Origin of the sequence: Massilia psychrophila (assembly GCF_002760665.1) — a bacterium.
GTDB lineage: Bacteria > Pseudomonadota > Gammaproteobacteria > Burkholderiales > Burkholderiaceae_D > JAFCUW01.
Genome location: NZ_PDOB01000003.1, coordinates 175,493 through 199,667, shown reverse-complemented (window position 1 = coordinate 199,667; position 24,175 = coordinate 175,493). Strand labels below are relative to the sequence as shown.

The 24,175-nt window shown below is 63.7% G+C and carries 22 protein-coding genes and 1 pseudogene; 4 read left to right on the top strand and 19 right to left on the bottom strand.

The features are described 5' to 3' along the window. Nucleotides 1-49: 49 nt before the first annotated feature. The 3 genes from acnD to prpB are packed head-to-tail and all read right to left on the bottom strand — an operon-like array spanning nucleotide 50 to nucleotide 4,777. Nucleotides 50-2,656 (bottom strand): Fe/S-dependent 2-methylisocitrate dehydratase AcnD, encoded by a 2,607-nt coding sequence (gene acnD, locus CR103_RS03845; RefSeq protein WP_099914670.1) that lies wholly within the window; start codon nucleotides 2,654-2,656, stop codon nucleotides 50-52. A 29-nt stretch (nucleotides 2,657-2,685) separates the two neighbouring features. Then, a complete protein-coding gene (gene prpC, locus CR103_RS03840) occupies nucleotides 2,686-3,855 on the bottom strand; it encodes a bifunctional 2-methylcitrate synthase/citrate synthase (protein ID WP_099914669.1) in 1,170 nt (389 codons plus the stop codon). Nucleotides 3,856-3,892: 37 nt separating this feature from the next. Further along, nucleotides 3,893-4,777, bottom strand: coding sequence for a methylisocitrate lyase (gene prpB / locus CR103_RS03835; RefSeq protein WP_099914668.1), 885 nt, complete (start codon nucleotides 4,775-4,777; stop codon nucleotides 3,893-3,895). Nucleotides 4,778-4,984: 207 nt separating this feature from the next. Between prpB and prpR the strand changes: the two genes are divergently transcribed. After that, a complete protein-coding gene (gene prpR, locus CR103_RS03830; protein ID WP_099914732.1) occupies nucleotides 4,985-6,598 on the top strand; it encodes a propionate catabolism operon regulatory protein PrpR in 1,614 nt (537 codons plus the stop codon). A gap of 124 nt (nucleotides 6,599-6,722) precedes the next feature. Here prpR and clpA read toward each other — a convergent pair whose 3' ends face one another. Beyond that, on the bottom strand, nucleotides 6,723-9,023 hold the full coding sequence (gene clpA, locus CR103_RS03825; protein ID WP_099914667.1) for an ATP-dependent Clp protease ATP-binding subunit ClpA: 2,301 nt from the start codon (nucleotides 9,021-9,023) through the stop codon (nucleotides 6,723-6,725). Then, on the bottom strand, nucleotides 9,020-9,322 hold the full coding sequence (gene clpS / locus CR103_RS03820; RefSeq protein ID WP_099881541.1) for an ATP-dependent Clp protease adapter ClpS: 303 nt from the start codon (nucleotides 9,320-9,322) through the stop codon (nucleotides 9,020-9,022). The genes clpA and clpS overlap by 4 nt, the downstream gene beginning before the upstream one ends. Nucleotides 9,323-9,644: 322 nt before the next feature. Between clpS and cspE the strand changes: the two genes are divergently transcribed. After that, nucleotides 9,645-9,848 (top strand): transcription antiterminator/RNA stability regulator CspE, encoded by a 204-nt coding sequence (gene cspE / locus CR103_RS03815; protein WP_010395943.1) that lies wholly within the window; start codon nucleotides 9,645-9,647, stop codon nucleotides 9,846-9,848. A 143-nt stretch (nucleotides 9,849-9,991) separates the two neighbouring features. On the opposite strand, the gene CR103_RS24050 is transcribed toward cspE, so the two are convergent. The 3 genes and pseudogenes from CR103_RS24050 to icd form a co-directional block, all read right to left on the bottom strand. Continuing rightward, entirely contained in the window at nucleotides 9,992-10,138 is a 147-nt protein-coding gene (locus CR103_RS24050) for a hypothetical protein (RefSeq protein ID WP_180279259.1), read from the bottom strand. A gap of 60 nt (nucleotides 10,139-10,198) precedes the next feature. Then, nucleotides 10,199-10,349, bottom strand: a pseudogene (locus CR103_RS24045) (methyl-accepting chemotaxis protein); the annotation flags it as partial. Between the two features lie 833 nt (nucleotides 10,350-11,182). Then, nucleotides 11,183-12,436 carry an NADP-dependent isocitrate dehydrogenase gene (gene icd, locus CR103_RS03805; RefSeq protein ID WP_099914666.1) on the bottom strand — a complete coding sequence of 418 codons (1,254 nt, stop codon included), beginning with the start codon at nucleotides 12,434-12,436 and terminating at the stop codon, nucleotides 11,183-11,185. Nucleotides 12,437-12,652: 216 nt separating this feature from the next. Between icd and CR103_RS03800 the strand changes: the two genes are divergently transcribed. After that, on the top strand, nucleotides 12,653-13,216 hold the full coding sequence (locus CR103_RS03800) for a pseudouridine synthase (RefSeq protein ID WP_099914665.1): 564 nt from the start codon (nucleotides 12,653-12,655) through the stop codon (nucleotides 13,214-13,216). A 163-nt stretch (nucleotides 13,217-13,379) separates the two neighbouring features. Here the strand turns inward: CR103_RS03800 and rpsT are convergent, their stop codons facing one another. Further along, the gene (rpsT, locus tag CR103_RS03795; RefSeq protein ID WP_099914664.1) at nucleotides 13,380-13,646 is read right to left on the bottom strand and encodes a 30S ribosomal protein S20; all 267 of its coding nucleotides are present in this window, start codon (nucleotides 13,644-13,646) and stop codon (nucleotides 13,380-13,382) included. A gap of 241 nt (nucleotides 13,647-13,887) precedes the next feature. Here rpsT and murJ point away from each other — a divergent pair, with 241 nt between their 5' ends. Continuing rightward, entirely contained in the window at nucleotides 13,888-15,438 is a 1,551-nt protein-coding gene (gene murJ, locus CR103_RS03790) for a murein biosynthesis integral membrane protein MurJ (RefSeq protein WP_099914663.1), read from the top strand. Nucleotides 15,439-15,445: 7 nt separating this feature from the next. Here the strand turns inward: murJ and CR103_RS03785 are convergent, their stop codons facing one another. Genes CR103_RS03785 through CR103_RS03740 form a run of 10 tightly spaced genes read right to left on the bottom strand, consistent with a single transcriptional unit; the run spans nucleotide 15,446 to nucleotide 24,173 of the window. Beyond that, entirely contained in the window at nucleotides 15,446-16,066 is a 621-nt protein-coding gene (locus tag CR103_RS03785) for a type II secretion system protein (RefSeq protein WP_180279258.1), read from the bottom strand. A gap of 4 nt (nucleotides 16,067-16,070) precedes the next feature. Next, nucleotides 16,071-16,469, bottom strand: a complete 399-nt coding sequence (locus tag CR103_RS03780; protein WP_099914662.1) for a type II secretion system protein — start codon at nucleotides 16,467-16,469, stop codon at nucleotides 16,071-16,073. Beyond that, nucleotides 16,463-16,933: a type II secretion system protein gene (locus CR103_RS03775; RefSeq protein WP_099914661.1), complete on the bottom strand. Its 471-nt coding sequence runs from the start codon at nucleotides 16,931-16,933 to the stop codon at nucleotides 16,463-16,465. The genes CR103_RS03780 and CR103_RS03775 overlap by 7 nt, the downstream gene beginning before the upstream one ends. After that, nucleotides 16,930-18,816: a secretin GspD/PilQ domain-containing protein gene (locus tag CR103_RS03770; protein ID WP_099914660.1), complete on the bottom strand. Its 1,887-nt coding sequence runs from the start codon at nucleotides 18,814-18,816 to the stop codon at nucleotides 16,930-16,932. Before CR103_RS03770 ends, CR103_RS03775 begins: the two co-directional genes overlap by 4 nt. Next, nucleotides 18,816-19,352, bottom strand: a complete 537-nt coding sequence (locus CR103_RS03765; RefSeq protein WP_099914659.1) for a hypothetical protein — start codon at nucleotides 19,350-19,352, stop codon at nucleotides 18,816-18,818. The genes CR103_RS03770 and CR103_RS03765 overlap by 1 nt, the downstream gene beginning before the upstream one ends. Further along, complete coding sequence (locus CR103_RS03760; RefSeq protein ID WP_229442711.1) at nucleotides 19,349-19,957, bottom strand: hypothetical protein; 609 nt, start codon at nucleotides 19,955-19,957, stop codon at nucleotides 19,349-19,351. Before CR103_RS03760 ends, CR103_RS03765 begins: the two co-directional genes overlap by 4 nt. After that, nucleotides 19,954-20,517 (bottom strand): hypothetical protein, encoded by a 564-nt coding sequence (locus CR103_RS03755; RefSeq protein WP_099914658.1) that lies wholly within the window; start codon nucleotides 20,515-20,517, stop codon nucleotides 19,954-19,956. The genes CR103_RS03760 and CR103_RS03755 overlap by 4 nt, the downstream gene beginning before the upstream one ends. Then, nucleotides 20,514-21,302, bottom strand: a complete 789-nt coding sequence (locus tag CR103_RS03750; RefSeq protein WP_099914657.1) for a hypothetical protein — start codon at nucleotides 21,300-21,302, stop codon at nucleotides 20,514-20,516. The genes CR103_RS03755 and CR103_RS03750 overlap by 4 nt, the downstream gene beginning before the upstream one ends. Next, nucleotides 21,295-23,001, bottom strand: a complete 1,707-nt coding sequence (locus tag CR103_RS03745; protein WP_180279257.1) for a GspE/PulE family protein — start codon at nucleotides 22,999-23,001, stop codon at nucleotides 21,295-21,297. Before CR103_RS03745 ends, CR103_RS03750 begins: the two co-directional genes overlap by 8 nt. Next, complete coding sequence (locus CR103_RS03740; protein ID WP_099914656.1) at nucleotides 22,998-24,173, bottom strand: type II secretion system F family protein; 1,176 nt, start codon at nucleotides 24,171-24,173, stop codon at nucleotides 22,998-23,000. Before CR103_RS03740 ends, CR103_RS03745 begins: the two co-directional genes overlap by 4 nt. Nucleotides 24,174-24,175 lie beyond the last annotated feature (2 nt).

Below are 24,175 nucleotides of genomic sequence, written 5' to 3'. Positions count from 1 at the left end.
AATGCTAATACGTCGTTCCGGCGTGCGCGAGGATGACGTAATTCGCCCGTCAGGCCGCCTTTGACGATTCGAGGAAGTCTTGCGCGAAGCGCTGCAGTACGCCGCCGGCCTCGTAGATCGACACTTCTTCGGCCGTGTCGAGGCGGCACGTCACCAATACTTCGTCGACGTCGCCATTCCGGCGGTTGATGAGCAAAGTCAGGTCGGCGCGCGGCATGCGCTCGCCGATGACGTCGAACGTTTCGGTGCCGTCGATGCCGAGCGTGATGCGGTTCACGCCGACCTTGAACTCGAGCGGCAGCACGCCCATGCCCACCAGGTTGGTGCGGTGAATCCGCTCGAACCCTTCGGCGACGATCGCTTCGACGCCGGCCAGGCGCACGCCCTTGGCGGCCCAGTCGCGCGACGAGCCCTGGCCGTAGTCGGCGCCGGCGATGATGATCAAGGGCTGCTTGCGCTGCATGTAGGTTTCGATCGCTTCCCACATGCGGGTGACCGTGCCTTCCGGCTCGATCCTGGCCAGCGAGCCGGAAAGGACTTGGCCATCCCGCTTGCCGTCCTGCCGCACCATTTCGTTCTTCAGCGTCGGGTTGGCAAAGGTGGCGCGCTGCGCCGTGAGATGGTCGCCGCGGTGGGTTGCGTAGGAGTTGAAGTCCACTTCGGGCAGGCCCATTTTCGCCAGGTATTCGCCCGCCGCGCTATCGAGCATGATCGCGTTCGACGGCGACAGGTGGTCGGTGGTGATGTTGTCGCCCAGGACTGCGAGCGGTCGCATGCCTGTTAGCGCGCGCGCGCCGGCCAGCGCGCCTTCCCAGTATGGCGGGCGGCGGATGTAGGTGCTCGGCGCGCGCCAGTCGTACAGTGCGCTGACCTTCTGGCCGTTGTCGGCCTGGATGGCGAACATCGGCGTATAGACCTGGCGGAACTGCTCCGGTTTGACGCTGGCGGCGACGATGGCGTCGATTTCTTCATCGAGTGGCCAGATGTCGGCCAATTTGACCGGCTTGCCGTCCGAATCGAAACCCAGCACGTCCTTCTCGATGTCGAAACGGATGGTACCGGCAATCGCGTAGGCCACCACCAGCGGCGGCGAGGCGAGGAAAGCCTGCTTCGCGTACGGGTGGATGCGGCCGTCGAAGTTGCGGTTGCCCGACAGGACGGCGGTGGCGTACAGGTCGCGTTCGACGACTTCCTGCTGGATGACCGGATCGAGGGCGCCACTCATGCCGTTGCAGGTAGTGCAGGCAAAGCCGACGACGCCGAAGCCGAGCGTCTCCAGTTCGGACAGCAGCTTGGCTTCCTCGAGGTAAAGGGCGACCGTTTTCGAGCCTGGCGCCAGCGAGGTTTTTACCCAGGGTTTGCGCGACAGGCCGCGCGCGTTGGCGTTGCGCGCCAGCAGACCGGCAGCGATCATGTTGCGCGGGTTGTTGGTGTTGGTGCAGCTGGTGATGGCGGCGATGATGACGGCGCCGTCGGGCATCATCCCGGGTGTATTGTCGACGATCCCGCTGATGCCGCGCTGCGCCAGTTCCGACGTCGGCACGCGCTTGTGCGGATTCGACGGACCGGCGATGTTGCGCACCACCGACGCCAGGTCGAACGTCAGTACGCGCTCGTACTGGGCGTTCTTGAGCGAGTCGGCCCACAGCCCGGTGTGTTTGGCGTACAGCTCGACCAGGCGCACCAGTTCGTCGTCGCGGCCGGTGAGCTTCAGGTACTTGATGGTCTGCTCGTCGATGTAGAACATGGCGGCGGTCGAGCCGTATTCGGGCGCCATGTTCGAAATGGTGGCGCGGTCGCCCAGCGTCAGGTGGGCCGCGCCTTCGCCGTAGAATTCGAGATACGACGAGACGACCTTGGCGGCGCGCAAAAATTCGGTCAGCGCCAGCACGGTGTCGGTGGCGGTGATGCCCGGTTGCGGCTTGCCGGTCAGTTCGACGCCGATGATGTCGGGCAGCCGCATCCAGGAGGCGCGCCCTAACATGACGCTTTCGGCTTCGAGTCCGCCGACGCCGATGGCGATCACGCCAAGGGCGTCGACCATCGGCGTATGCGAGTCGGTGCCGACCAGGGTGTCGGGGAAGGCGACGCCGTCTTTTACCTGCACCACCGGCGACATGCGCTCGAGGTTGATCTGGTGCAGGATGCCGTTACCGGGCGGGATCACGTCGACGTTCTTGAACGCCTTCTTGGTCCATTCGATGAAGTGGAAACGGTCTTCGTTGCGGCGGTCTTCGATGACGCGGTTTTTTGCGAACGCGTCAGGATCGAAACCGCCGCTCTCGACCGCCAGCGAATGGTCCACTACAAGCTGGGTGGGCACGACAGGATTGACCATTGCCGGATCGCCGCCCTGGGCCGCGATGGCGTCGCGCAAACCGGCCAGGTCGACCAGCGCGGTCTGCCCGAGGATGTCGTGGCAGACGACGCGGGCCGGGAACCACGGGAAGTCGAGGTCCTGGCGGCGTTCGATGAATTGCCTGAGCGACGCGGTCAAGGTGGCCGGGTCGCAGCGGCGCACCAGGTTTTCGGCCAGCACGCGCGAGGTGTACGGCAGCTTGTCGTAGGCGCCCGCCTCGATGGCGTCGACGGCGGCGCGCGTGTCGAAGTAATCGAGGGTGGTGCCGGGCAGCGGTTTGCGGTAGTCGATATTCATTGGTTTACCTTACGTGCGCTTACTTGCGCTTAGGTTCGTTCAGCCAGCGGCACGAACTGGAGGTCTTCCGGACCGACGTAGTTGGCGCTCGGGCGGATGATCTTGTTGTCGATGCGTTGCTCGATCACGTGGGCGGACCAGCCGGAGGTGCGCGAGATGACGAACAACGGCGTGAACATCGACGTCGGCACGCCCATCACATGGTATGACACGGCCGAAAACCAGTCGAGGTTGGGGAACATCTTCTTCACGTCCCACATAACTGTTTCGAGGCGCTCGGCGATGTCGAACATTTTGGTCGATCCGGCGGCCGTAGACAGGCTGCGCGCCAGTTCCTTGATCACCTTGTTGCGCGGGTCGGAAATGGTGTAGACCGGATGACCGAAGCCGATCACAACTTCCTTGTTCTCGACGCGGCGGCGGATGTCGGCTTCGGCTTCGTCCGGGTTCTCGTAGCGTTCCTGGATTTCGAGGGCGGCTTCGTTGGCGCCGCCGTGCTTCGGTCCGCGCAGCGCGCCGATCGCGCCGGTGATGGCCGAGTGGATGTCGGAGCCGGTGCCGGCGATGACGCGGGCGGTGAAGGTCGAGGCGTTGAATTCATGTTCGGCGTACAGGATCAGCGAGGTGTGCATTGCCTTGACCCAGGCGTCGGATGGCTTTTCGCCGTGCAGCAGGTGCAGGAAGTGGCCGCCGATCGAATCGTCGTCGGTTTCGGTGTCGATGCGCTTGCCGTTGTGGCTGAAGTGGTACCAATACAGCAGCATCGAGCCGAACGACGCCATCAGACGGTCGGCGATCGCGCGCGCGCCCGGCACGCTGTGATCGTCTTTTTCGGGCAACGCGCAGCCGAGGGCGGAGACGCCGGTGCGCATTACGTCCATCGGGTGGGCAGCGGCCGGCAGCGCTTCGAGCGCCAGTTTTACCACTTGCGGCAGGCCGCGCATCGACTTGAGGTCGGTCTTGTAGGCCTTCAGCTCGGCCGCATTGGGCAGCTTGCCGTGCACCAGCAAAAAGGCGATCTCTTCGAACTCGCAGGTGTCGGCGATGTCGAGGATGTCGTAGCCGCGGTAATGCAGGTCGTTGCCGGTCTTGCCGACCGAGCACAGGGCCGTGTTACCGGCAGCGACGCCGGACAGGGCCACGGATTTTTTTGGCTTGAAGGGAACCGCTTCGGCCAAGGTGCTTGTGTTGTCAGTCATGTTATCTATCTCCGGTGTGGATCGCGGTGAAAATCAATTACTTTTCTTTGCCCTGGGCGAACAACGAGTCGAGCTTTTTTTCGTAATCGTGGTAGCCAAGGTAGTCGTACAGTTCCATCCGGCTTTGCATGGTCGGCACGACGTTCTTCTGCGTGCCTTCGGCGCGCAGCGTCTTGTAAAAATTCAGCGCGGCCGCGTTCATCGCGCGATAGGCACCGCAGCAGTACAGGACGATATCGACCTTGTTGGCGCGCAGTTCGTCGACGGTGAACAAGGGCGTGGCGCCGAACTCGGTGAGGTTGGCGAGGATCGGCACGTTTACCGCGTCGCGCACCTGTCCATACATCTCGAGCTTGGTGATCGCTTCCGGGAAGATCATGTCGGCGCCCGCTTCGACGTAGGCGCAGGCGCGGTCGATCGCCGCGCTCAAGCCTTCGACCGCCAGCGCGTCGGTGCGCGCCATGATGACGAAGGTTTCGTCGTGGCGCGCATCGACGGCGGCCTTGATGCGGTCGACCATCTCCTGCGTGCTGACGATTTCCTTGCCGGGGCGGTGGCCGCAGCGCTTGGACGAGACCTGGTCTTCCATGTGCACCGCGGCGACGTCGGCGCGGATCATGTGGCGGATGGTGCGGGCGATGTTGAAAGCGCCGCCCCAGCCGGTGTCGATGTCGACCATCAGCGGCAGGCCGCAGGCGTCGGTGATGCGCTGGGCGTCGGTGATGACGTCGTCCATGGTGCTGATGCCGAGGTCGGGCATGCCGAGCGAGTTGGCGGCGACGCCCCCGCCCGACAGGTAGATGGCCTTGTAGCCGGTCTGCTCGGCCATGCGCGCGGTGTAGGCGGTGATCGCGCCCACAATTTGCAGTGGCGATTCTTCGGCAACTGCGCGGCGAAACAGCGCTCCCCTGGATTCTTTCATCGTGTTCTCCTGTCGTGTTTCATGTGGATGCCATGCTTACAACGCACGATACGTGCCAGCGTCTTGTTGCCGCAGAAGTAGTAAAAAACCGTTTGAAATCAAGCACCCGCGCAAAGTGACCAAGTTCTGAAACATTGATCGTTTCAATCTATGTTTCAACGAACGTTTCATATTGAAACACTGAAACACCTGACGTACAATGAAGCGATGCCCTATCCTGCTCCCAGCACCGAAAACATCGACTTGCCGGTCATCTGGACCGTCTCGGTGTCGCGCCTGTCCGACCTGTTCCGCGACATCACGCTCGAGTACGACCACCTTGCTACCATCGAGCCGATTCATCTGGGATTCGACGAGGCGGCGCGCCACATCCGCGAGCGCATGGCCACCGAGCGCTGCGACGTCGTTATCGCGGCCGGCTCCAACGCAGCCTACCTGAAGGGGCGGGTGTCGGCGCCGGTCATTGTCGCCAAGGCCAGCGGTTTTGACATGATGCAGGCACTGGCGCGCGCGCGCCGGGTCTCAAAACGCATCGGCGTCATTACCTATCAGTCGCCGTTGCCGGAGCTGGCCGAATTTTCAGCCACCTTCGGCGCCGGCATCTTTCAACGCACCTACGTGACCGAAGAGGACGCGCGCGCCCGCATCAACGAACTGAAGGCGGAAGGAATCGAGGCCATCGTCGGCGCCGGCCTGATCACCGACCTGGCCGAGGAAGCGGGACTGACCGGCGTGTTCGTGTACTCGGCCGCGTCGATGCGCCAGGCCTTCGACGACGCGCTGGAGGTAGCGCGCCTGACCCGGCTCGAAGCAAACCGCAGCCGCCGCGCCGCCACCATCCCGCTGGCCGATACCCTGCGCGCGCGCCACGGCTTGAACGACCTGCGCGGCGAATCGCCGGCGATGGAGAAGCTGCGCCAGCAGGTGGTGCTGTTCGCGCGCTCGCCGGCGACGGTATTGATCGAAGGCGAAACCGGCACCGGCAAGGAGCTGGTGGCGCAGGCGATTCACCGCGAGGGCCCGCGCAGCCTGGGCTCCGATCGCCCTTTCGTGGCGGTCAACTGCGGCGCCGTGGCTGAGTCGCTGCTTGAATCCGAACTGTTCGGCCACGAGGAAGGCGCTTTCACCGGCGCGCGCCGCGGCGGCCATGCGGGGCTGTTCGAGGCGGCCAACCATGGCACCCTGTTCCTCGATGAAATCGGCGAGATGCCGCTGGCGCTGCAGACCCGGCTGCTGCGCGTGCTGGAAGAAGGCGAGGTGGTGCGGGTCGGCGCCACGCGGCCGCTGGCGATCAAGGTGCGTGTCATCGGTGCCACCCACTGCGACCTGGAGGCGCGCGTGCGCGAAGGACGCTTTCGCGCCGACCTGTATTACCGGCTGGCGGTGCTGCGCATCTCCCTGCCGCCGCTGCGCGAGCGCCGTGAAGACGTTAGCGCGCTGGTCGAATGGTCGCTGAAAAATGCGCTGGCCGCCCTTGGCGCCCGCCCGCATCCGAACCTGCGCGCCGAACTGGCAGCCTGCGCGCCGCTGTTCGAACGCTACGACTGGCCGGGCAACGTGCGCGAGCTGCGCAACCTGACACAGCGCCTGGCGCTGTACCTGGCGGCGGAACCGCTGCAGGCGTTGACGCCGGGCTTCGTGCTGGCGGTGACGCCGGAATTGGGCCGCGCGGCGGCAGCGTTGCCGTTGTCTGCCGGGCAAACGCCCGGGGAGACGGTAAGGGACGTGCTGGCGCGGTTCAAAGGCAGGCGCGACGAGGCCGCGCAGTACCTTGGGATCAGCCGTACGACACTGTGGCGCAAGCTGCGAGCGGGAGCATGATTGATCTTGACGCGGCGGCGCGGCTGAACGCGTGAAACGTCAGCTTTCCTAAAACACCGAAAAAAACCCGCGGCACTTGCGTGCGCGGGTTTTAAGTGTTCGACGACCCTTGTGAGTGCCCGGATTACTCGATCTCGACCGTTTCCGGCGGCACGGTCGGCGGCGTCGCATCGGACTCGGGGAACTCGAGCACGACCTGGTCCTTGTCGTCCAAGTCGACCGTGATGCGCCCGCCGTTGACCAGGCGGCCGAACAGCAGCTCGTCGGCCAGCGCCTTGCGGATCATGTCCTGGATCAGGCGCGCCATCGGCCGTGCTCCCATCTGCGGATCGAACCCTTTTTTCGACAGGAACTTGCGCAGCTTCTCGGTGAAGATGGCTTCGACCTTCTTCTCGTGCAGCTGCTCTTCGAGCTGCATCAGGAACTTGTCGACCACGCGCAGGATGATATCTTCGTCGAGCGCGCGGAAGCTGATGATCGCGTCGATCCGGTTGCGGAACTCCGGCGTGAACATACGCTTGATGTCGGCCATTTCGTCGCCGGCCGCCTTCGACTCGGTGAAGCCCATCGAGCGCTTGGTCAGGCTTTCGGCGCCCGCATTGGTGGTCATGATGATGATCACGTTGCGGAAGTCCGCCTTGCGGCCATTGTTGTCGGTCAGGGTGCCGTGGTCCATCACCTGCAGCAGGATGTTGAAAATGTCCGGGTGGGCTTTTTCAATCTCGTCGAGCAGTAGCACCGCGTGCGGCTTCTTGGTGATCGCTTCGGTCAGCAGGCCGCCCTGGTCGAAACCGACGTAGCCCGGTGGCGCGCCGATCAGCCGGCTCACGGCGTGGCGCTCCATGTACTCCGACATGTCGAAACGGATCAGCTCGATACCGAGAATGAACGCCAACTGCTTGGCCACCTCGGTCTTGCCGACGCCGGTCGGGCCGGAGAACAGGAAGGAGCCGATCGGCTTGTCGGTCTTGCCCAAGCCCGCGCGCGCCATCTTGATCGCCGACGACAGCGCATCGATTGCCGGCTCCTGGCCGAAGACGACGTTGCGCAGATCGCGGTCGATCGTCTGCAGCTTGCTGCGGTCGTCCTGGTTGACCGTTTGCGGCGGGATCCGGGCGATCTTGGCGATGATGTCCTCGATCTCGGTTTTGCCGATGGTCTTTTTCTGCTTCGACTTCGGCAAAATGCGTTGCGCCGCGCCGGCTTCGTCGATGACGTCGATGGCCTTGTCGGGCAGGTGACGGTCGTTGATGAAGCGGGCCGCCAGTTCAGCGGCGGTCGTCAGCGCCGACGACGAATACTTGACGCCGTGGTGCTCTTCGAAGCGCGACTTCAGACCACGCAAGATCTGGATGGTCTGTTCGACTGTCGGCTCGTTGACGTCGACCTTCTGGAACCGGCGGCTCAATGCGTGGTCTTTTTCGAACACGCCGCGGAACTCGGTATAGGTAGTCGCACCGATGCACTTGAGCTGGCCATTGGCGAGCGCAGGCTTCAGCAGGTTCGACGCGTCCAGCGTGCCGCCCGACGCCGAACCGGCGCCGATGATGGTGTGGATCTCGTCGATGAACAGGATGCCGTTCGGGGTTTCCTTCAATTGCTTGAGGACGGCCTTGAGACGCTGCTCGAAATCGCCGCGGTACTTGGTGCCGGCCAGCAGGGCGCCCATGTCGAGCGAATAGACGACTGCGTTTTGCAAGATCTCGGGCACTTCTTCCTGCGTGATGCGCCATGCCAGGCCTTCGGCAATTGCGGTCTTGCCGACCCCGGCTTCACCGACCAGCAGCGGGTTGTTCTTGCGACGCCGGCACAGGATCTGGATGACGCGGTCGACTTCGTCCTCGCGGCCGATCAGCGGATCGATCTTGCCTTCGGTGGCGGCCTTGTTCAAATTCTGCGTGAACTGGTCGAGCGGACTTTCCTTTGGCTGGCCTTCGACCTGCGCTTCCTCCACGCCTTCGGAGGTTTTCTGCGCGTCGGCCGGCTGGTCCTTGCGCACGCCATGCGAGATGAAATTGACCACGTCGAGACGGGTCACACCCTGCTGGTGCAGGTAGTAGACGGCGTGCGAATCCTTTTCGCCGAAGATCGCCACCAGCACGTTGGCGCCGGTAACTTCCTTCTTGCCGTTCGAGGCCGATTGCACGTGCATGATTGCACGCTGAATCACGCGCTGGAATCCAAGTGTCGGCTGGGTGTCGACCTCGCCCGTGCCAGGCACGGTCGGGGTGTTGTCGCCGATAAAATTAGTGAGCGTTTTGCGCAAGTCGTCAATGTTGACCGCACAGGCGCGCAGGACTTCCGCGGCCGATGGGTTGTCCAAAAGCGCGAGCAGCAAATGTTCAACGGTTATAAATTCATGCCGTGCTTGCCGGGCTTCGACAAAGGCCATGTGTAAAGAGACTTCCAGTTCCTGCGCAATCATACTTCCTCCATCACACATTGTAGGGGATGCCCCGCCTTGCGTGCATGCGTTAAGACAAATTCGACTTTGGTACACGCTATATCTTTGGAAAACACACCACACACCCCTTTGCCGTGACGGTGAACCGAAAGCATGATTTGCGTAGCCGTTTCCCGATCCTTGTTGAAGTACTCCTGGATGACGGCGACGACGAACTCCATCGGAGTGTAGTCGTCGTTGAGCAGTGCCACCTGGTACAGTGGCGGCGGCTTGACGGTCTGCCGCTCCAAAAGTTGTTCGGTATCTTGCTTGGTTGCCATACGCTTTATTCTAATGCTTTCAGAAGTGATGCTATACGTAAACATCAGGGCATTCACATTTGTTTTCCATCTTACGCGGTTTCCGCCTAAAGCACACATGGCGACCCGATTTGGAATAACAAGAGTTGCTTTCGGGCCTAACGTGGCAAAAAAGGCAATTCGCGTTTGAAACCACTTGACTTCAATAGTCATTCCGCCAACAATGAAGATATTGACTAGTACTTATTGTACTTGTTGATGAAGTGAGCAGGCTAGGGAGACGGCTGAAATTCTCCTTGCCTTTATAGCTCGTGTGATTGGTTTTTATTTGAAAGTTCTTTTTATGGCAACAGGTACAGTTAAGTGGTTCAATGATTCCAAAGGTTTTGGCTTCATCACTCCAGATGACGGCGGCGAGGACTTGTTCGCGCACTTCTCCGCAATCAACATGAACGGTTTTAAGACCCTCAAAGAAGGTCAAAAAGTTCAATTCGAAGTCACGCAAGGCCCTAAAGGCAAGCAAGCTTCCAACATCCAAGCTGCTTAAGCAAACGCGATGTAAAAACCCCGCTTCGGCGGGGTTTTTTTTCGCCCCGGTCAAACTTTACCTTGTTTTCAGGACGTGGATGCGCACGGTTGCGGCGGCGGGCGGCGCCTGCTGTTGAGTCAACTCAACTGTGGCAAGGCGAATCAGGCGAGCAGCCTTCCTGCGCGCGGGCGCGCCGCGATGTCGACAGTGAAAGCGGCCACCACCCCGGCCAGCTTGTCGGCCTGGTCCTGCAACGATTGGGCGGCTGCCGCGGCCTGTTCGATTAGCGCCGCATTTTGCCGGGTCACTGCGTCGGCCTCAGCAATGGCGCCGTTGATGTGGCCGATGTCGGCTTCCTGCTCCGCGCTGGGCCAGGTTGCGCACCTCGGACGCCACCACGGCGAAGCCGCGCCCCTGCTCGCCCGCGCGGGCCGCCTCGACCGCCGCATTCAGCGCGAGGATATTGGCCTGGAAGGCAATACCATCAATGACCGAAATGATGTCGACGATCTGCCGCGACGACGGGTTGATCGCGCCCATCGTATCGATCACTTGCGCCACCACCGCGGTGCGGACCGACAGGTCGAGATTGCCCGAGGCAATGTCGCGCGAGGTGCCGGCGATGGCGCCCACACCTTGCCGCACCCGGTCGAGCGCGCCATGCAGCGTGCCCACCATCTGCTGCAGCGCCTGGCCGGTCTTGCTGGTCGCCGCATGGTGCGATCGGCGCAGGTCAATGGTGCCGGCGGCGGCCCCCGACAACGCAGCCACGCCCAAGGCAAGTTCGCCGGCCTGGACCGCTTCGCGCCGCAGCACGCCGGCCTCGACAACCACATAAGCGGCATGCACCACCACCCGGCCGAAGCCCGGCTCGGCCAGGCAGCGCACGCCGTAGCCGAGTTCCTGCAGGTAATTAAATAAGAGGTGATGCACAGCGATCACGGCGGCGGCGACGACGATGACGAACCAGTCGCGGTAGCACAACAGGAAGGCCAGCAGCACAAAAATGCCAAAGTGAAGTTCGTTGATGCCGGCGGCCTGGTGGATATGCAAGGCGCTAAAGACCATCAGGGCCGCCGCCACGGTCCCTGGCGGGAATAGATCTTGAGGATAAGATCAAGTGTCTTCATAAGAAAAAATTTCTTTTTAATATGAAAATCACATGGACCACACGATTGAGTGTCAATAGGCTTGGTTCGCCTGTTGCGCGTTGTACTCCAACAATAAATCGCTTGCCTGAAAAAATCGCAAGAGAAACCCCCGCGGACGCAAAAAAGCCCCGCTTCACGAGGACAGCGGGGCTTTCCGGTTGGCGCGGCAGGACGAATCCGTGACACCGGTTACATGCCTGCTTACATCTGCTCGATCATGACATCGCCAAAGCCCGAGCACGACACCTGGGTTGCGCCTTCCATCAGGCGGGCGAAGTCGTAGGTGACTTTCTTGGACCCGATCGATTTTTGCATCGACGAAATAATCAGGTCGGCCGCCTCAAGCCAACCCATGTGGCGCAGCATCATTTCGGCCGACAGGATCAAGGAACCCGGGTTGACGTAGTCCTTGCCGGCGTACTTCGGCGCGGTGCCATGGGTCGCTTCGAACATCGCCACCGAGTCCGACAGGTTGGCACCCGGCGCGATGCCGATACCGCCGACCTGGGCCGCCAGCGCGTCCGATATGTAGTCGCCGTTCAGGTTCAGCGTGGCGATCACGCTGTACTCGTTCGGACGCAGCAGGATCTGCTGCAGGAAGGCGTCGGCGATCGAGTCCTTGACGATGATGTCGCGGCCGGTCTTCGGGTTGTTGAATTTCATCCATGGGCCGCCATCGATCAGCTCGGCGCCGAATTCCTTCTGCGCCAGCGCGTACGCCCAGTCGCGGAAACCGCCTTCGGTGTACTTCATGATGTTGCCCTTGTGGACGATCGTCACCGACGGCTTGTCGTTGTCGACGGCGTACTGGAGCGCCTTGCGCACCAGGCGCTCGGTGCCTTCGATCGATACCGGCTTGATGCCCAGGCCCGATGTTTCAGGAAAGCGGATCTTGGTGACGCCCATTTCCTTGACCAGGAAGTCCATCAGCTTTTTGGCGCCTTCGGAACCCTGTTGCCATTCGATCCCGGCGTAGATGTCTTCCGAGTTTTCGCGGAAGATGACCATGTCGGTCTTCTCCGGCGCTTTTACGGGCGAAGGAACGCCGGTAAAGTAGCGCACCGGGCGCAGGCAGACGTACAGGTCGAGCTGCTGGCGCAGTGCGACGTTGAGCGAACGAATGCCGCCGCCGACAGGCGTCGTCAAAGGACCCTTGATCGAGACGACATAGTCCTTCACGGCGGCCAGGGTTTCTTCCGGCAGCCAGACGTCCGGACCGTACACGGCGGTCGACTTTTCGCCGGCGAAAATTTCCATCCAGCTGATCTTACGCTTGCCGCCGTAGGCCTTGGCCACCGCCGCATCCACGACCTTGATCATCACCGGGCTGATGTCGACGCCGGTGCCATCACCTTCGATGTAGGGAATGATCGGATTGTCTGGTACATTCAGCGAAAAATCGGCGTTGACCGAAATTTTTTGGCCGTCAGCAGGTACTTTGATATGTTGAAACATCGTGTGATCTCCGAAGTGGACGCATGGCAGCTGCAACCGGGTTGCGTCTGTCAGGCAAGGTCTGGAATCTGCATTTGCTTACAAAAACAATAAGTGGCCCCAGTCTTCTATAAGACATAAGAGCGCGCGTTACCTATTATGCACCAGTATTTTGCCAGACGCTACGTTTTACGACTAACCGATGGCTTTCGAGCCACACCACACCACCCCAACACCATGCCCCTGATTCTTTTTAATAAACCATTTAATGTACTGTGCCAGTTTACGCCGCAAGAAGGACGCAAGTCGCTGGCCGATTACCTTACCACGCCGAACATCTATCCAGCCGGGCGGCTCGACGCCGACAGCGAAGGGTTGATGCTGCTGACCGACGACGGCCGGCTGCAGCACAGCATTGCCCATCCCGACCACAAGGAAGCGAAGACCTACCTGGTACAGGTGGAAGGCGACATCGATGACGCCGCGCTGGCGCGGCTGCAGGCACCGCTCGACCTGGGCGACTTCACTACCAAGCCGTGCCGCGCCGTCAGGATCGCCGAGCCGGACTGGCTGTGGCCGCGCGAGCCGCCGATCCGGGTGCGCGCCGGCAAACCTACGAGCTGGGTGGCGATTACTTTACAGGAGGGAAAAAACCGCCAGGTGCGGCGCATGACGGCCGCGGTCGGCTTCCCGACCTTGCGGCTGGTGCGCAGCAGTATCGGGCCGTTTTCGCTGGCCACCAACCCCTTGCTGCCGGGCGAATCGGCGACCGTGGCGGCAGCCGGCTTGAAAAAAATCTAGCTTGCACCGTTATTGCGCTGTTGCCGCCCTCGAACTTGCCGGCAACACCGCTCCCGCATCCACTTCGCGCGCCAATGACAAAAACCCGCCGGACCAGGTCAGGCGGGTTTTTTAACCACAGGCAGTATTGTCTGTACCAAGGCGGCGCCTTGGCGACAAAAAATTAAGCCGACAGTGCTTTCAGGGCAGCAGCCAAGCGGCTCTTGTGGCGAGCAGCCTTGTTCTTGTGGATGATTTTCTTGTCAGCGATGCTGTCGATCTTCGACACCGATGCTTGGAAGATCGTGGTCGCAGCGGCCTTGTCGCCAGCCTGGATCGCTTTACGCACAGCCTTGATTGCTGTACGCAGGGTCGAACGCTGCGACGAATTGTGCGCGTTCTGCTTAACTGCTTGACTGCTTGACGAGCGCGTTTGCGCGGTATTTGCCATGGAATTTCCTAAAACGGGGTCAAGTTGCGTTTGCAAACACAAGCGTCTGGCAAACCGGTAAGTCCATACGTTCTGAACGACCTTGTTGTCAAACCAGTGCCTGTCAAACAAGTGTGTCTGCGTAACAGAATTCTGTACAGCCTTCGATTATAGCGAAATATTCGTTTCCAAGCAATTCAAAAATCAACAATCGTCGGGGCTGCTCGCTCGCGGCGCTGCTGCCGAGCTATAATCTGGCGCCATGAACTTGCTCAAAACCCTCGCCGCCATTTCCAGCATGACCATGCTGTCCCGAGTCACTGGATTGCTGCGGGAAAGCTTGTTCGCGCGCGCCTTTGGCGCCTCGGCCTACTCCGATGCGTTCATCGTCGCCTTCCGCATTCCCAACCTGCTGCGCCGCCTGTTCGCCGAAGGCGCTTTCTCGCAGGCCTTCGTACCGATTTTGTCCGAATACAAAAACCAGCATGGCCCGGAGGCGACCAAAACCCTGGTCGACCACGTCGCCACCACGCTGGTGTGGGCAACTGTACTCACCAGCATGATCGGCATCATCGGCAGTCCGCTGCTGGTGATGGTGATTGCCGGCGGACTCGACAAGACCCCGGACGCCTTCGACGCCTCGGTCTGGATGACGCGGCTGATGTTTCCCTACATTGCCTTCATGTCTTTCGTCGCGCTGTCGGGCGGCGTACTCAACACATGGAGCCAGTTCAAGATACCGGCCTTCACGCCGGTCCTGCTGAACGTGTCGTTCATCCTTGCCTCGCTGTTCCTTACCCGCCACTTGGCGCAGCCGATCTATGCGATGGCGATCGCCGTGTTTGTCGGCGGCATGCTGCAGGTGGCGATCCAGATTCCCGCACTACGCAAAATCGGCATGTTGCCGCGCCTGTCCTTCAATCCGCTCACGGGACTGCGCGACGCCGGCGTGCGGCGCATGCTGAAAAAAATGGGGCCGGCCGTGTTTGCCGTGTCGGCCGCCCAGATCAGCCTGATGATCAACACGAATATCGCCTCGCGGCTGGCAACCGGCAGCGTGTCGGCGTTGTCATACGCCGATCGCCTGATGGAATTTCCGACGGCGATGCTGGGCGTCGCGCTGGGCACCATCTTGCTGCCGAGCCTGTCGAAAGCGAGCGCCGAACGCGACAACGACGAATACTCGGCGCTACTGAACTGGGGCCTGCGCCTGACGTTCCTGCTGGCGCTGCCGGCGGCGGTCGGCATGGCCACCCTGGCCGAGCCGCTGATCGCCACCCTCTTTCACTACGGGGCATTCAGCGCGCAGGCGATCACCACCTCGGCACTGCCGTTGATGGCTTACAGCGCCGGCCTGATCGGCATCATTTTGGTCAAGACGCTGGCGCCAGCGTTTTATGCGCGCCAGGACATCCGTACGCCGGTACGCATCGCGCTGGGCGTGCTGGTGGCGACGCAATTGATGAACCTGGTGTTCGTGCCGCACCTCGCCGTGGCGGGACTGGCGTTGTCGATCGGCCTGGGGGCGTGCATCAATGCCCTGCTCCTGTACACGAGCCTGCGCAAGCGCAAGATTTTCGTCGCGCAGCCCGGCTGGAGCGGATTTTTCGTCCGGCTGGTCGTGGCGGTGTGCGCGATGGGTGCGCTGTCGTGGTATGCCCAAGGCCTGGTCGACTGGGCCGCGATGCAAGCGCACCCATGGCTGCGCGGCGGCGCGCTGCTGGCCATCATCAGCGCCAGCGCGGTGCTCTATTTCGCGGTGCTGTTCGCGCTCGGTTTTCGGCCCGGCGACTTCAGGCGGCGCGCGCGCTGATCGCCAATCAACGCGTGTTGTCCTGCCCGGCCGGTAGCGCTGTCGTGTCTTCGACCTGCTCTTCCGGCTCCGCGGGCGGTGTTTCCGGCGCCGCCGCGTCCACCGGCGCCGTCGATAACAGCACCGGCGCAAACGCGCCAGCGGTAAATTTCCAGTCCGACAAACGCTGCTTGCCGTCGAAGCCGACGAAGCGCGCGTCGAAGTTGCCGATTTTTAGGGGCTTGGCCTGCGACAGGCTGTACACCGCCACGACGCCCACCTTGTCGGCCTGGTAGGCAATGCCCCACTCGGTGCTGCCGGTGGCGGGATCGACGAAAATCTTGCGCAAGTGGCGGCGCAGCGCCGGCGAGCGCGGGTCTTTGAGCAACTCCTGCAAACTGGGCGGCTGCAGCGGCTGGCCTTTTGGCGTCGCTGCCGCGTAGCTTTGCAGCGCGGCGCTGAAGCCGGCGCCAATGTCGAGCAACTCTTCTTCGGCCTGGGCGCGCTGCATCAGCGCGCCGATCTTGAGGGTGGCGGCGCCGATCATGCCGATCACGCTGACCAGGATGATCAGGCCGAGGTAGGTAAAGCCGCCCTGAGAGGGGCGACGTAATAGACAAGATGAGTTCGAGGATTCGTTCGGCGCCATCGGCCTACCAGTCGAGGTACGGCTTGCCGCTGCGGTCATTGCCGGGCGCGCCGCTCTTGACACCGGCAACAGCGCCTCTTGCGCCCTCTTCCGGAGCCACCACGATCCAGCTGGCGCTGCTGCCGCAGATCGGGTCGAGCGGCAACTGGCGCAGATATTTTTTTTCGACCAGCTGGTCGAGCGAGTCGGGATAGCGCCCGGTGTCGCTGTAATACTGCTCGATCACGCTGCGGGTGTTGCGCAGGTTGTCGGCGAGGATGGTCTCTTTCGCGCTGTCGATGCCGGGGAAAAACCGCGGCACGGCCAGGGTCAGCAGCAGCGCGACGATGCCGAGCACCACCAGCAACTCGATCAGCGTGAAGCCGGCGCGCGTTCGGCGCGAAATAATCACCCGGGTTACCATCTTTTATACGGCACGCCGTTCAGGCCGAGCCGCTCCGAGGTCGAATACACGTCGTACACATCGTCGCCTTCGCGCGGGTCGGCCGCTTCGCTGGCGTAGCTGCGCTTGCCCCAGGTTTGCGCTTCCGGCTGCTCGGGTTCGACATTCAATGGGTCGCGCGGCAGGCGGCGCAGAAAAAATAGCTTGGCGCGTTTCGGGTGGCGCAAATCGCGCACGCCGTCGACCAGCACGTTGAGCTTGGGCGGGTAGCCGGTGGCGCCGGCGTTTTTGGCGATGCGCCCTTCGTCGCTGGCCTTCTTGTAGGCGTCGATGCCGAGCCGGATTTCGCGCAGCGCGCGGCGCAATTCCAGTTCGTTGCGGCGCTGGACCGTGACCTGGACGGCGGGCGCTACGATCGTGCCGAGCAGCGCCAGGATCGCCAGCGTGACCAGCAACTCGATCAGCGTGAAGCCGCGCGCGGTCATTGCGCCGGGGTGGGCAACAGCGAAGGAGACGGCACCGGCGTGACAGTCACGCCGTCAGGCGACGCCGGCAACTGCGCTGGCAACTGCGCCGGCGCCCTGGGCACGGGGTCGGGACGGCGGCGGAAACTGGTTTCGGTGCCGGCCGCAAATTCGGACGCGCCGAGCGCCGGGCGCTGCACAGTGCGCACCAGGTGCGGCGTGATCGACAGCACGATCTCGTTCTTGTCGTTCGAGTCGCGCGTGCTGCCGAACAGGCGGCCGAGGATCGGCAAACTGCCAAAGCCAGGCACCTTGCTGCCACTAGTACGGTCTTCATTGCTGATCAGGCCGGCCAGCACCTGGTTTTCGCCATCTTTCAATTGCAGCATGGTGCTGGCCGAACGGGTGCCGATGCGGTAGGCTACCGAGCCGGACTTGGTGGTAAGGGTGTCGACCAGGTTCGACACCTCCAGTTCGATGCGGATCGCCACCTCGTTGTTGAGGTAAATGGTCGGCTCGACGCCCAGGGTCAGGCCGACGTTGACGTAACTGACCGCTTCCGAAGCAAAGCCGCCGCTGCTGCCGGGGGTGATGATGGTGGTGATGACCGGCACCTTGTCGCCGATGACGACCTTGGCCTTTTCCTTGTTGCGCACGCGGATGCGCGGGTTGGCCAGCGTGTTAGAGTCGCCGTCGGTCTTGTTAGCGTTGATGGTGGCAGCGATGCCGGTCACGCCGATGCTGCCGCCGTTCAGTTGGCGCAGCACGTCGATCGTCAGCGGCCCCGCGCCGCTCGACTGCAGCGGCGCGAAGCCGACGCTGGACGGCCAGGCGATGCCGAGGTCCATCAGCCGGCTGCGCTTGATTTCGAGGATCTCGACATCTAACATCACTTCCGGCTCGGCCACGTCCTGCAAAGCCACCAACCGTGTGGCCAGCTTGATCGCCTCCGGGCTGTCGCGCACGATCAGCAAGTTAAGCTTCTCGTCGACGACGACGTCGCGCGACTTGAGGATGGTTTTAAGCGTGTTGGCGACGTTCTTCGCTTCGGCGTTGGCCAGGAAATAGGTCTTGACCGTCATCTCCTGGTATTCCTTGAGCTTGGCCGGAATGTTTTGGTAGACCAAGATCGTGTTGCCGTCCATGATCTGCTGTTCCAGCTGGTTGCTCACCAGCAAATAATAAATGGCAGCTTCCACCGTACTGTTCTTCAGGAAGATCGAGGTGCGCTGGTCGGTCTTGACGTCCTTGTCGAACAGGAAGTTCAGCCCGGAGCGGCGCGAGATAACCTCGAACACCTGTTTCAGCGAGGCGTCGCGGAACTCGATGCTGATCGGCAGTTTATAAGCGGCGCCAAGGCCGGCATCCAACGCCGGCAGCGCCGTTTTTTCGACTACCTGGGCCAGCAGCACGCGTGCCGGCTCATGGTTCGGCCGCTCCGCCAGCACTGCCGTCAGCTTCTGGCGCGCCAGTTCATGGTCTGCCCTGGCGAAGGCGGCGCCGGCGTCGCCGACCAGGATCGCGTGGCGTGCGTCGGCCTCGAGCAGGCGCACGCCGGCGCGGGCGCGCTCGTTGGCCGGGTCGATCGCCAGCGCGCGCTGGTAGCTGCGTGCCGCCAGGTCGCTCTTGCCGGCCGCCAGTTCGCGCTCGGCCTGCTCGAGCAGGCCGGTGGTGCTGCGGTCGCGCGCGGCCAAAAAGGCGGTGCGGTACAGTGCGTTGCCAGGGTCGAGCGCGATGGCTTCCCGGTACTTGACCAGGCCCGCTTCGACCTTGTCGCCGGCCACCAGTTTTTCAGCGTCGCGGTAAGCGGTTTGCGCCGCGCAGCCGGCCAGCGCCAGCGCGGCGCCCATGACCAGCAGACGAATGACCAGCGCACGACATATGCGGTTCAGGTGACTTGCCATCAGTCGAGTACTCCAATATTAAGCTGTTGAACCTGGTTCAGGGGCAGATAGGTCATCGTCATGCCGGGTGGCGCGATGGCGTCGATGCGGTAGACGCCGTCGAGTACCATCTTGTCGCGAACAATCAAGGTCTCGCTGCCGCGCGCGAGGAACACTTCCCACTGGCCGTTCGAAACGGCCTTGCCGAGGAAGGTGAACGGCAGCGGCGGCGCACTTGGCGGCGGCGGTGGCGGCGGCGGCGATGGCGGCGGCGGTTTTGGCGGCGGCGGCGTCCAGTCGTGGCTGGCGAAGGCGTCGCGGCCGGCGCTGCCTTCGCCAGCCACGACCAGCGCGGTGCGCTCTTCCAGGCGCAGGATGGTGACGGCGGCGGCTTTCTGCGCGGCGCGCGCGGGGACGGCGGCCGCATTGGCCGCATTGGCCGCATTGGCACGCAGCGCCGGCTCCACCACGGCGCCACTCGGACTGTTGTCGCCAAACAGCGCGAAGCCGGCGGCTACCAGCAGCGCGGCGCCCAGCAGCAGGTGGCGCGCCATCATGGCGTCGCTCCGGGCGGCTGGCCGGCGAGCGGGTGGGCCAAATACAAGGTCAGGCGCAGCCGCGCTTCGACCGCCGGCGCGCCGATGGTGTCGCGGCGAAAGCTGATTTCATCTAACGAGGCGAACGGGATCGCCCGCAGCGCCAGCATGGCGAACTGCCAGATGGCGGCGTAGCTGCCTTTGACCGGCAGGTTGAGCTGGTAAGTATGGAAACGGCCGTTCTGCTCGAACGCGCTCTTGTACTCGCCCTGGCTCAGTACCAGGCCGGTCTTGGCGGCCAGCGCAAACAAGGTCTTGACCTGCTGCTCGGCATAGCGGCGTTCGCCGAGGGTGTCGTAGAACAGCGCCAGGTTGGCATCCGGGCTTGGCGGCGGTGCGACGACTGGCACCGCCGCCGGGCCGAGCGCGACGGCGCGGCGCTGGCCCTGCAAGGCGCGCTCGGGCAGCAGCCAGGCCAGTGCCAGCGCGCCGGAGATCATCAGCACAGCGGCGCCGGCGGCGACCGGACCGAGGCTCGACCACGCCAGCCGCAGGCGCAACATGAGCCGCAACATGAGGTGCAACATGCGCCGCAACGCGCCGGCGGAAAACGCCGGGCCGTTCATGGCGCGCTCCACTGTGCATCGAGCTGGAAGCGGATTGGCCGGTTCGGATCGAGCTCGACCGTCTCGTGGCGCAGCAGCGTAACTCCTCCGACGACGGTACCAGCGCCCAGGCCGAACAGCTCCTGCTGCTTGAGCTGTTCGACGTAGGCGATCATGTCATCGCTGTTTTTCGCCTCGGCGGTGATTTTCATGCTGCGCCGGCGCGGATCCGGCTCGAGCGCGATGAGGGCAATCTGCTTTGGCGTGGCCTGCTCGACGGCGTCATGCAGCGCGCGCCACGGCAGGTTCAGTTGCAGCACCGCGGCGTTGACCGCTTGCGCCTGCGGCTCGCCGATCTGCACAGGCGCCACCACGGCCACCGCCACCGGCGCAGCATGGGCGCGCACCAGCGCGAGCTGGGTATCGAGCACGCGCTGGCGCGCCAGCATCTGCCAGCCAATGGCGACGGCAGCAGAGCACAGCAGCACTGCCAGCAGCGCCAGGCTCCAGCCCAGCGGCCCGGTGCGATAAACGGTGCGCGCCAGGCCAGGCGGCGCGAAATCGATGCGCACGCGCTTCATGCGGCGCTCCCGCTGGCGGCCAGCACCGCTGCCTGGGTCCAGCCGGCGGCACCAGGCGAGCCGAGCGTGGTCGTGGTCGTGGTCGTGCCCGCGCCAAGCCACGTCGGCGGCGCACCCCACAGTTGCAGGCGATTCGGCGCGGCCAGGTTCAGGCGCAGTGCTTCGCGCGCCAGGTGTTCGGCCAGCCAGAGCGGGCCTGGTGCCGCCGGCAGCGCTTGTGCGCGCACCGCCACCAGCAGGCCACCTTCGCGCGCGCCCAGGGTCAGCACCTTGTCGTGCAGGGTGCCGAACCAGGCGCCCGCCGCCAGCTCGCCGCGGCAACGGTTCAGCAGCGCGACAAACTGCGGCACGATTTCGACCAGCTTCATGTGCTGCATGGCGGCGCCCTGCCCGAGTGCGGCGAGCAAAGCACGCGGCATCGCCGCCGCCAGGAAGGGTTGGCCCGCGTCCCAGCCGGCGCGCACGATCCAGTCGGCCGCCGGTTCGCCGTACAGCCGCTGGAAGCGCAGCGCGGCGGCAGCTTCGAGGTCGGCCAGGCGCGTGGTTTGCGCAGGCGGCGTCACCTGCCACATGCGCACCAGTTCGTCGCTCAGCACGATCGTCAACGGCCAGCCGGCGTATCCGCCGCCGAGCAGCGCCGCCAGCGCATCGGGCAGCGCGCCAACGCTCGCATACGGCTGCTCGGCGAGCAGTTCCGCCGGCCCGCCCCAGCGGCGCGTTTGCACCAGTGCCAGCGCGCTCGCGGCGACGCCGAGCCGCAAGCCCTGTCCGAAGCGCCTACGCATGCAAGGTCACCCGCCTGATCTCGGCCAGCGTGGTGGCGCCACGCCGCACCAGGTCGAGCGCGGCCAGGCGCAGGCTGCGGGTGCCGTTGTCGTAGGCGGCCGCCTTGATCTGGCGGATCGGCCGCTTGTCGACGATCAGTTCGCGGATCTCGTCGTTCAGGGTAAGGATTTCGGCAATCGAACGGCGTCCCTTGTAGCCGGTGCCGCGGCAGTCGCCGCAGCCCTTGCCCTGCATGAACAGGTAATCGTGGACGTCGGCGCGCGCGAGGTTGACGGCGGCAAGTTCGGCGTCGTCGGGACGGTAGGCGACAGCGCAGTGCGGGCAGTTGGTGCGCACCAGGCGCTGGGCCCAAATGCCGTTCAGGGCCGACACAAACGCGTACGGGTCGATGCCCATATGGGTGAAGCGGCCGAACACGTCGAATACGTTATTGGCGTGCACGGTGGTGAGTACCAGGTGGCCGGTCAGGGCCGACTGCACGGCGATTTCGGCGGTTTCGCGGTCGCGGATTTCGCCGACCATGATCTTGTCCGGGTCGTGGCGCAGGATCGAGCGCAAACCCTTGGCGAAGGTCAGGCCCTTTTTTTCGTTGACCGGGATTTGAAGGATGCCGGGCAACTGGTATTCGACCGGGTCTTCGATGGTGATGATCTTTTCGCGGCCGTTGTTAATTTCGGTCAGCGCCGCGTACAGCGTGGTGGTCTTGCCGGAGCCGGTCGGGCCGGTCACCAGCAGCATGCCGTAGGCTTCCTGTGCCAGCGAACGCAGCGACACCAGCGACGGCGCATCGAAGCCGAGCGCCTCGAGCGTCAGGGCGCCGTAGGCTTCGATCATGGCGCGCTTGTCGAGGATCCGGATCACCGCGTCTTCGCCGTGGATGCTCGGCATGATCGACACCCGCAGGTCGATCTCGCGCCCGCCCGACTCGACCCGGAAACTGCCGTCCTGCGGGATGCGCCGCTCCGAAATATCGAGTTCGGCCAGCACTTTCAGGCGCGAGACGACCTGCTCGGCCACTTCGATGCCGTTGACGGAAGTGGCGTGATCGAGCACGCCGTCGATGCGGTACTTGACGGCCAGGCCGAACGCGGTGCTTTCGAGGTGAATGTCGGAGGCGCCCGCTTTCAAGGCGTCGTACAGGGTCGAATTGACCAGCCGGACCGCCGGGCTGGCCGCTTCGCTGACGGAAGCGAACGACAGCACCGCAGCCGCCTTGCCGTCACGTTTGCCGTCGGCCACGCCTGGCGCCAGGCTGTCGACCGCGCGCGCCGATTCCTCGTGCTTGCCGAGGTAGGCCTGGATGTCGGAGGCTAGCGCAAGACGGGTGTGCAGCATCTTGTGCGGCGTCGCCTGCGCGCGCGCCCCCAGCCAGGTCTGCAGGTCAAGGTCGAACGGGTCGGCCATCACGCCGATCAGCTCTTTCGAGGCACTGCGCAGCAACACGCAGCGGCGCGCCAGCGCCTGCGCCAGCGGCAGCAGGTCGAACGCCGGCGTGAACGCCAGCATGTCGGCCGTCTCGAGCACGGCCAGGCCGAACGGCGCGGCCAGCGCGCACACGATCAGGCGCGGATCGAAGCCGCTCTCGGCTTCGATTTCGTCGACCAGCGAGCGCCGCGACTGCGCGCTTTGCGCGCGCGCGCGCGCCAGCAGCGCCGGGTCGAGTAAAAGCCCCGGCAACTGGGCGGGCAGCGCCGTCACGACATGTCCCCGGCGAGGTCGAAGATCGGCATGTACAGCAGCACCACGATGGCGCCCACCACCAGCCCGATAGCGGCCATTAACAGCGGCTCGAAGGTGCGGGTAAAACGGTCGATCCAGCGGCTGATTTCGCCGTCGTAAAAAGCCGCCGACTGGGTCAGCATCGGTCCCATGTCGCCGGTGCGCTCACCGACGCGCAGCATGCGCAGCGAAATCGGCGTGGTCAGGCCGTTGGCGGCAAAAGCGCTCGACAGCGGCAAGCCCGATTCGACCGCCAGTCTTGCGTTCTGCAATTTTCCCTGCACCGCCGGCGACACCATCGAGCGCACCGTGTCGATCGCCTGCACGATCGGGATGCCGCCTTCGGCCAGCATGCCGAGCGTCAGGTACAGCCTGGATAGTTCATAGATGCGCACCCGCTCGCCGATGCCGGGAAGGCGCGCCAGCAGGCCGGCAATACCGCCACCGCGCATCAGGCGGCGCGCTGCGAACACCAGTAGCGCGGCCAGCGCGCAGGCAGCGGCCAGCAGCCAGGCGGTATGGTTGGCGGCGAACTGGCCCCACGACAGCAGCAGGCGCGACATGAACGGCAGGTTGCGCCCGGCACCCTGGTAGACCTCGGCGAAGCGCGGCACCACATAGGTAATCAGGAAAGCGCTGACGCCGCCGCCGACCGTCAACAGGATCATCGGGTAGATCGCCGCGCTGACGATTTTTGCGCGCACCGCGTCGATGCGCTGCTGGTAGTCGATGTAGCGGGAGAGGGAGCGCGGCAGGTCGCTGGTGCCTTCGGCCGCCTTGACGATGCCGATGTAGAGCGGCGGAAAACGCTCGCCCTGCTCGGCCAGCACGCTGGAAAAGCGCTTGCCTTCGCGCAGGCCGGCGAGCAGGCGTCCGAGCACGTTGGCCAGTGCCGGGTTGGCTTCCTTTTCGAGCAGCGCTTCGAGCGCCTCGACGACGCCGAGACCGGCCGATAGCAGCGCCAGCAGTTCCTGACTGAACAGCACCAGCGAAATGCCGCCGGTGGCGCGCGCGCCGCCGCGCCGCTTGATGGTGGAGACGAACAGGCCGCGCGCTTCGACCTGGCGGCGGGCATCGGCTTCGTCGAGCGCGTCGATGCTCAGCTGTTCAACCATGGAATCGGGCGACAGGGCGCGCACCTCGTACTGCATGC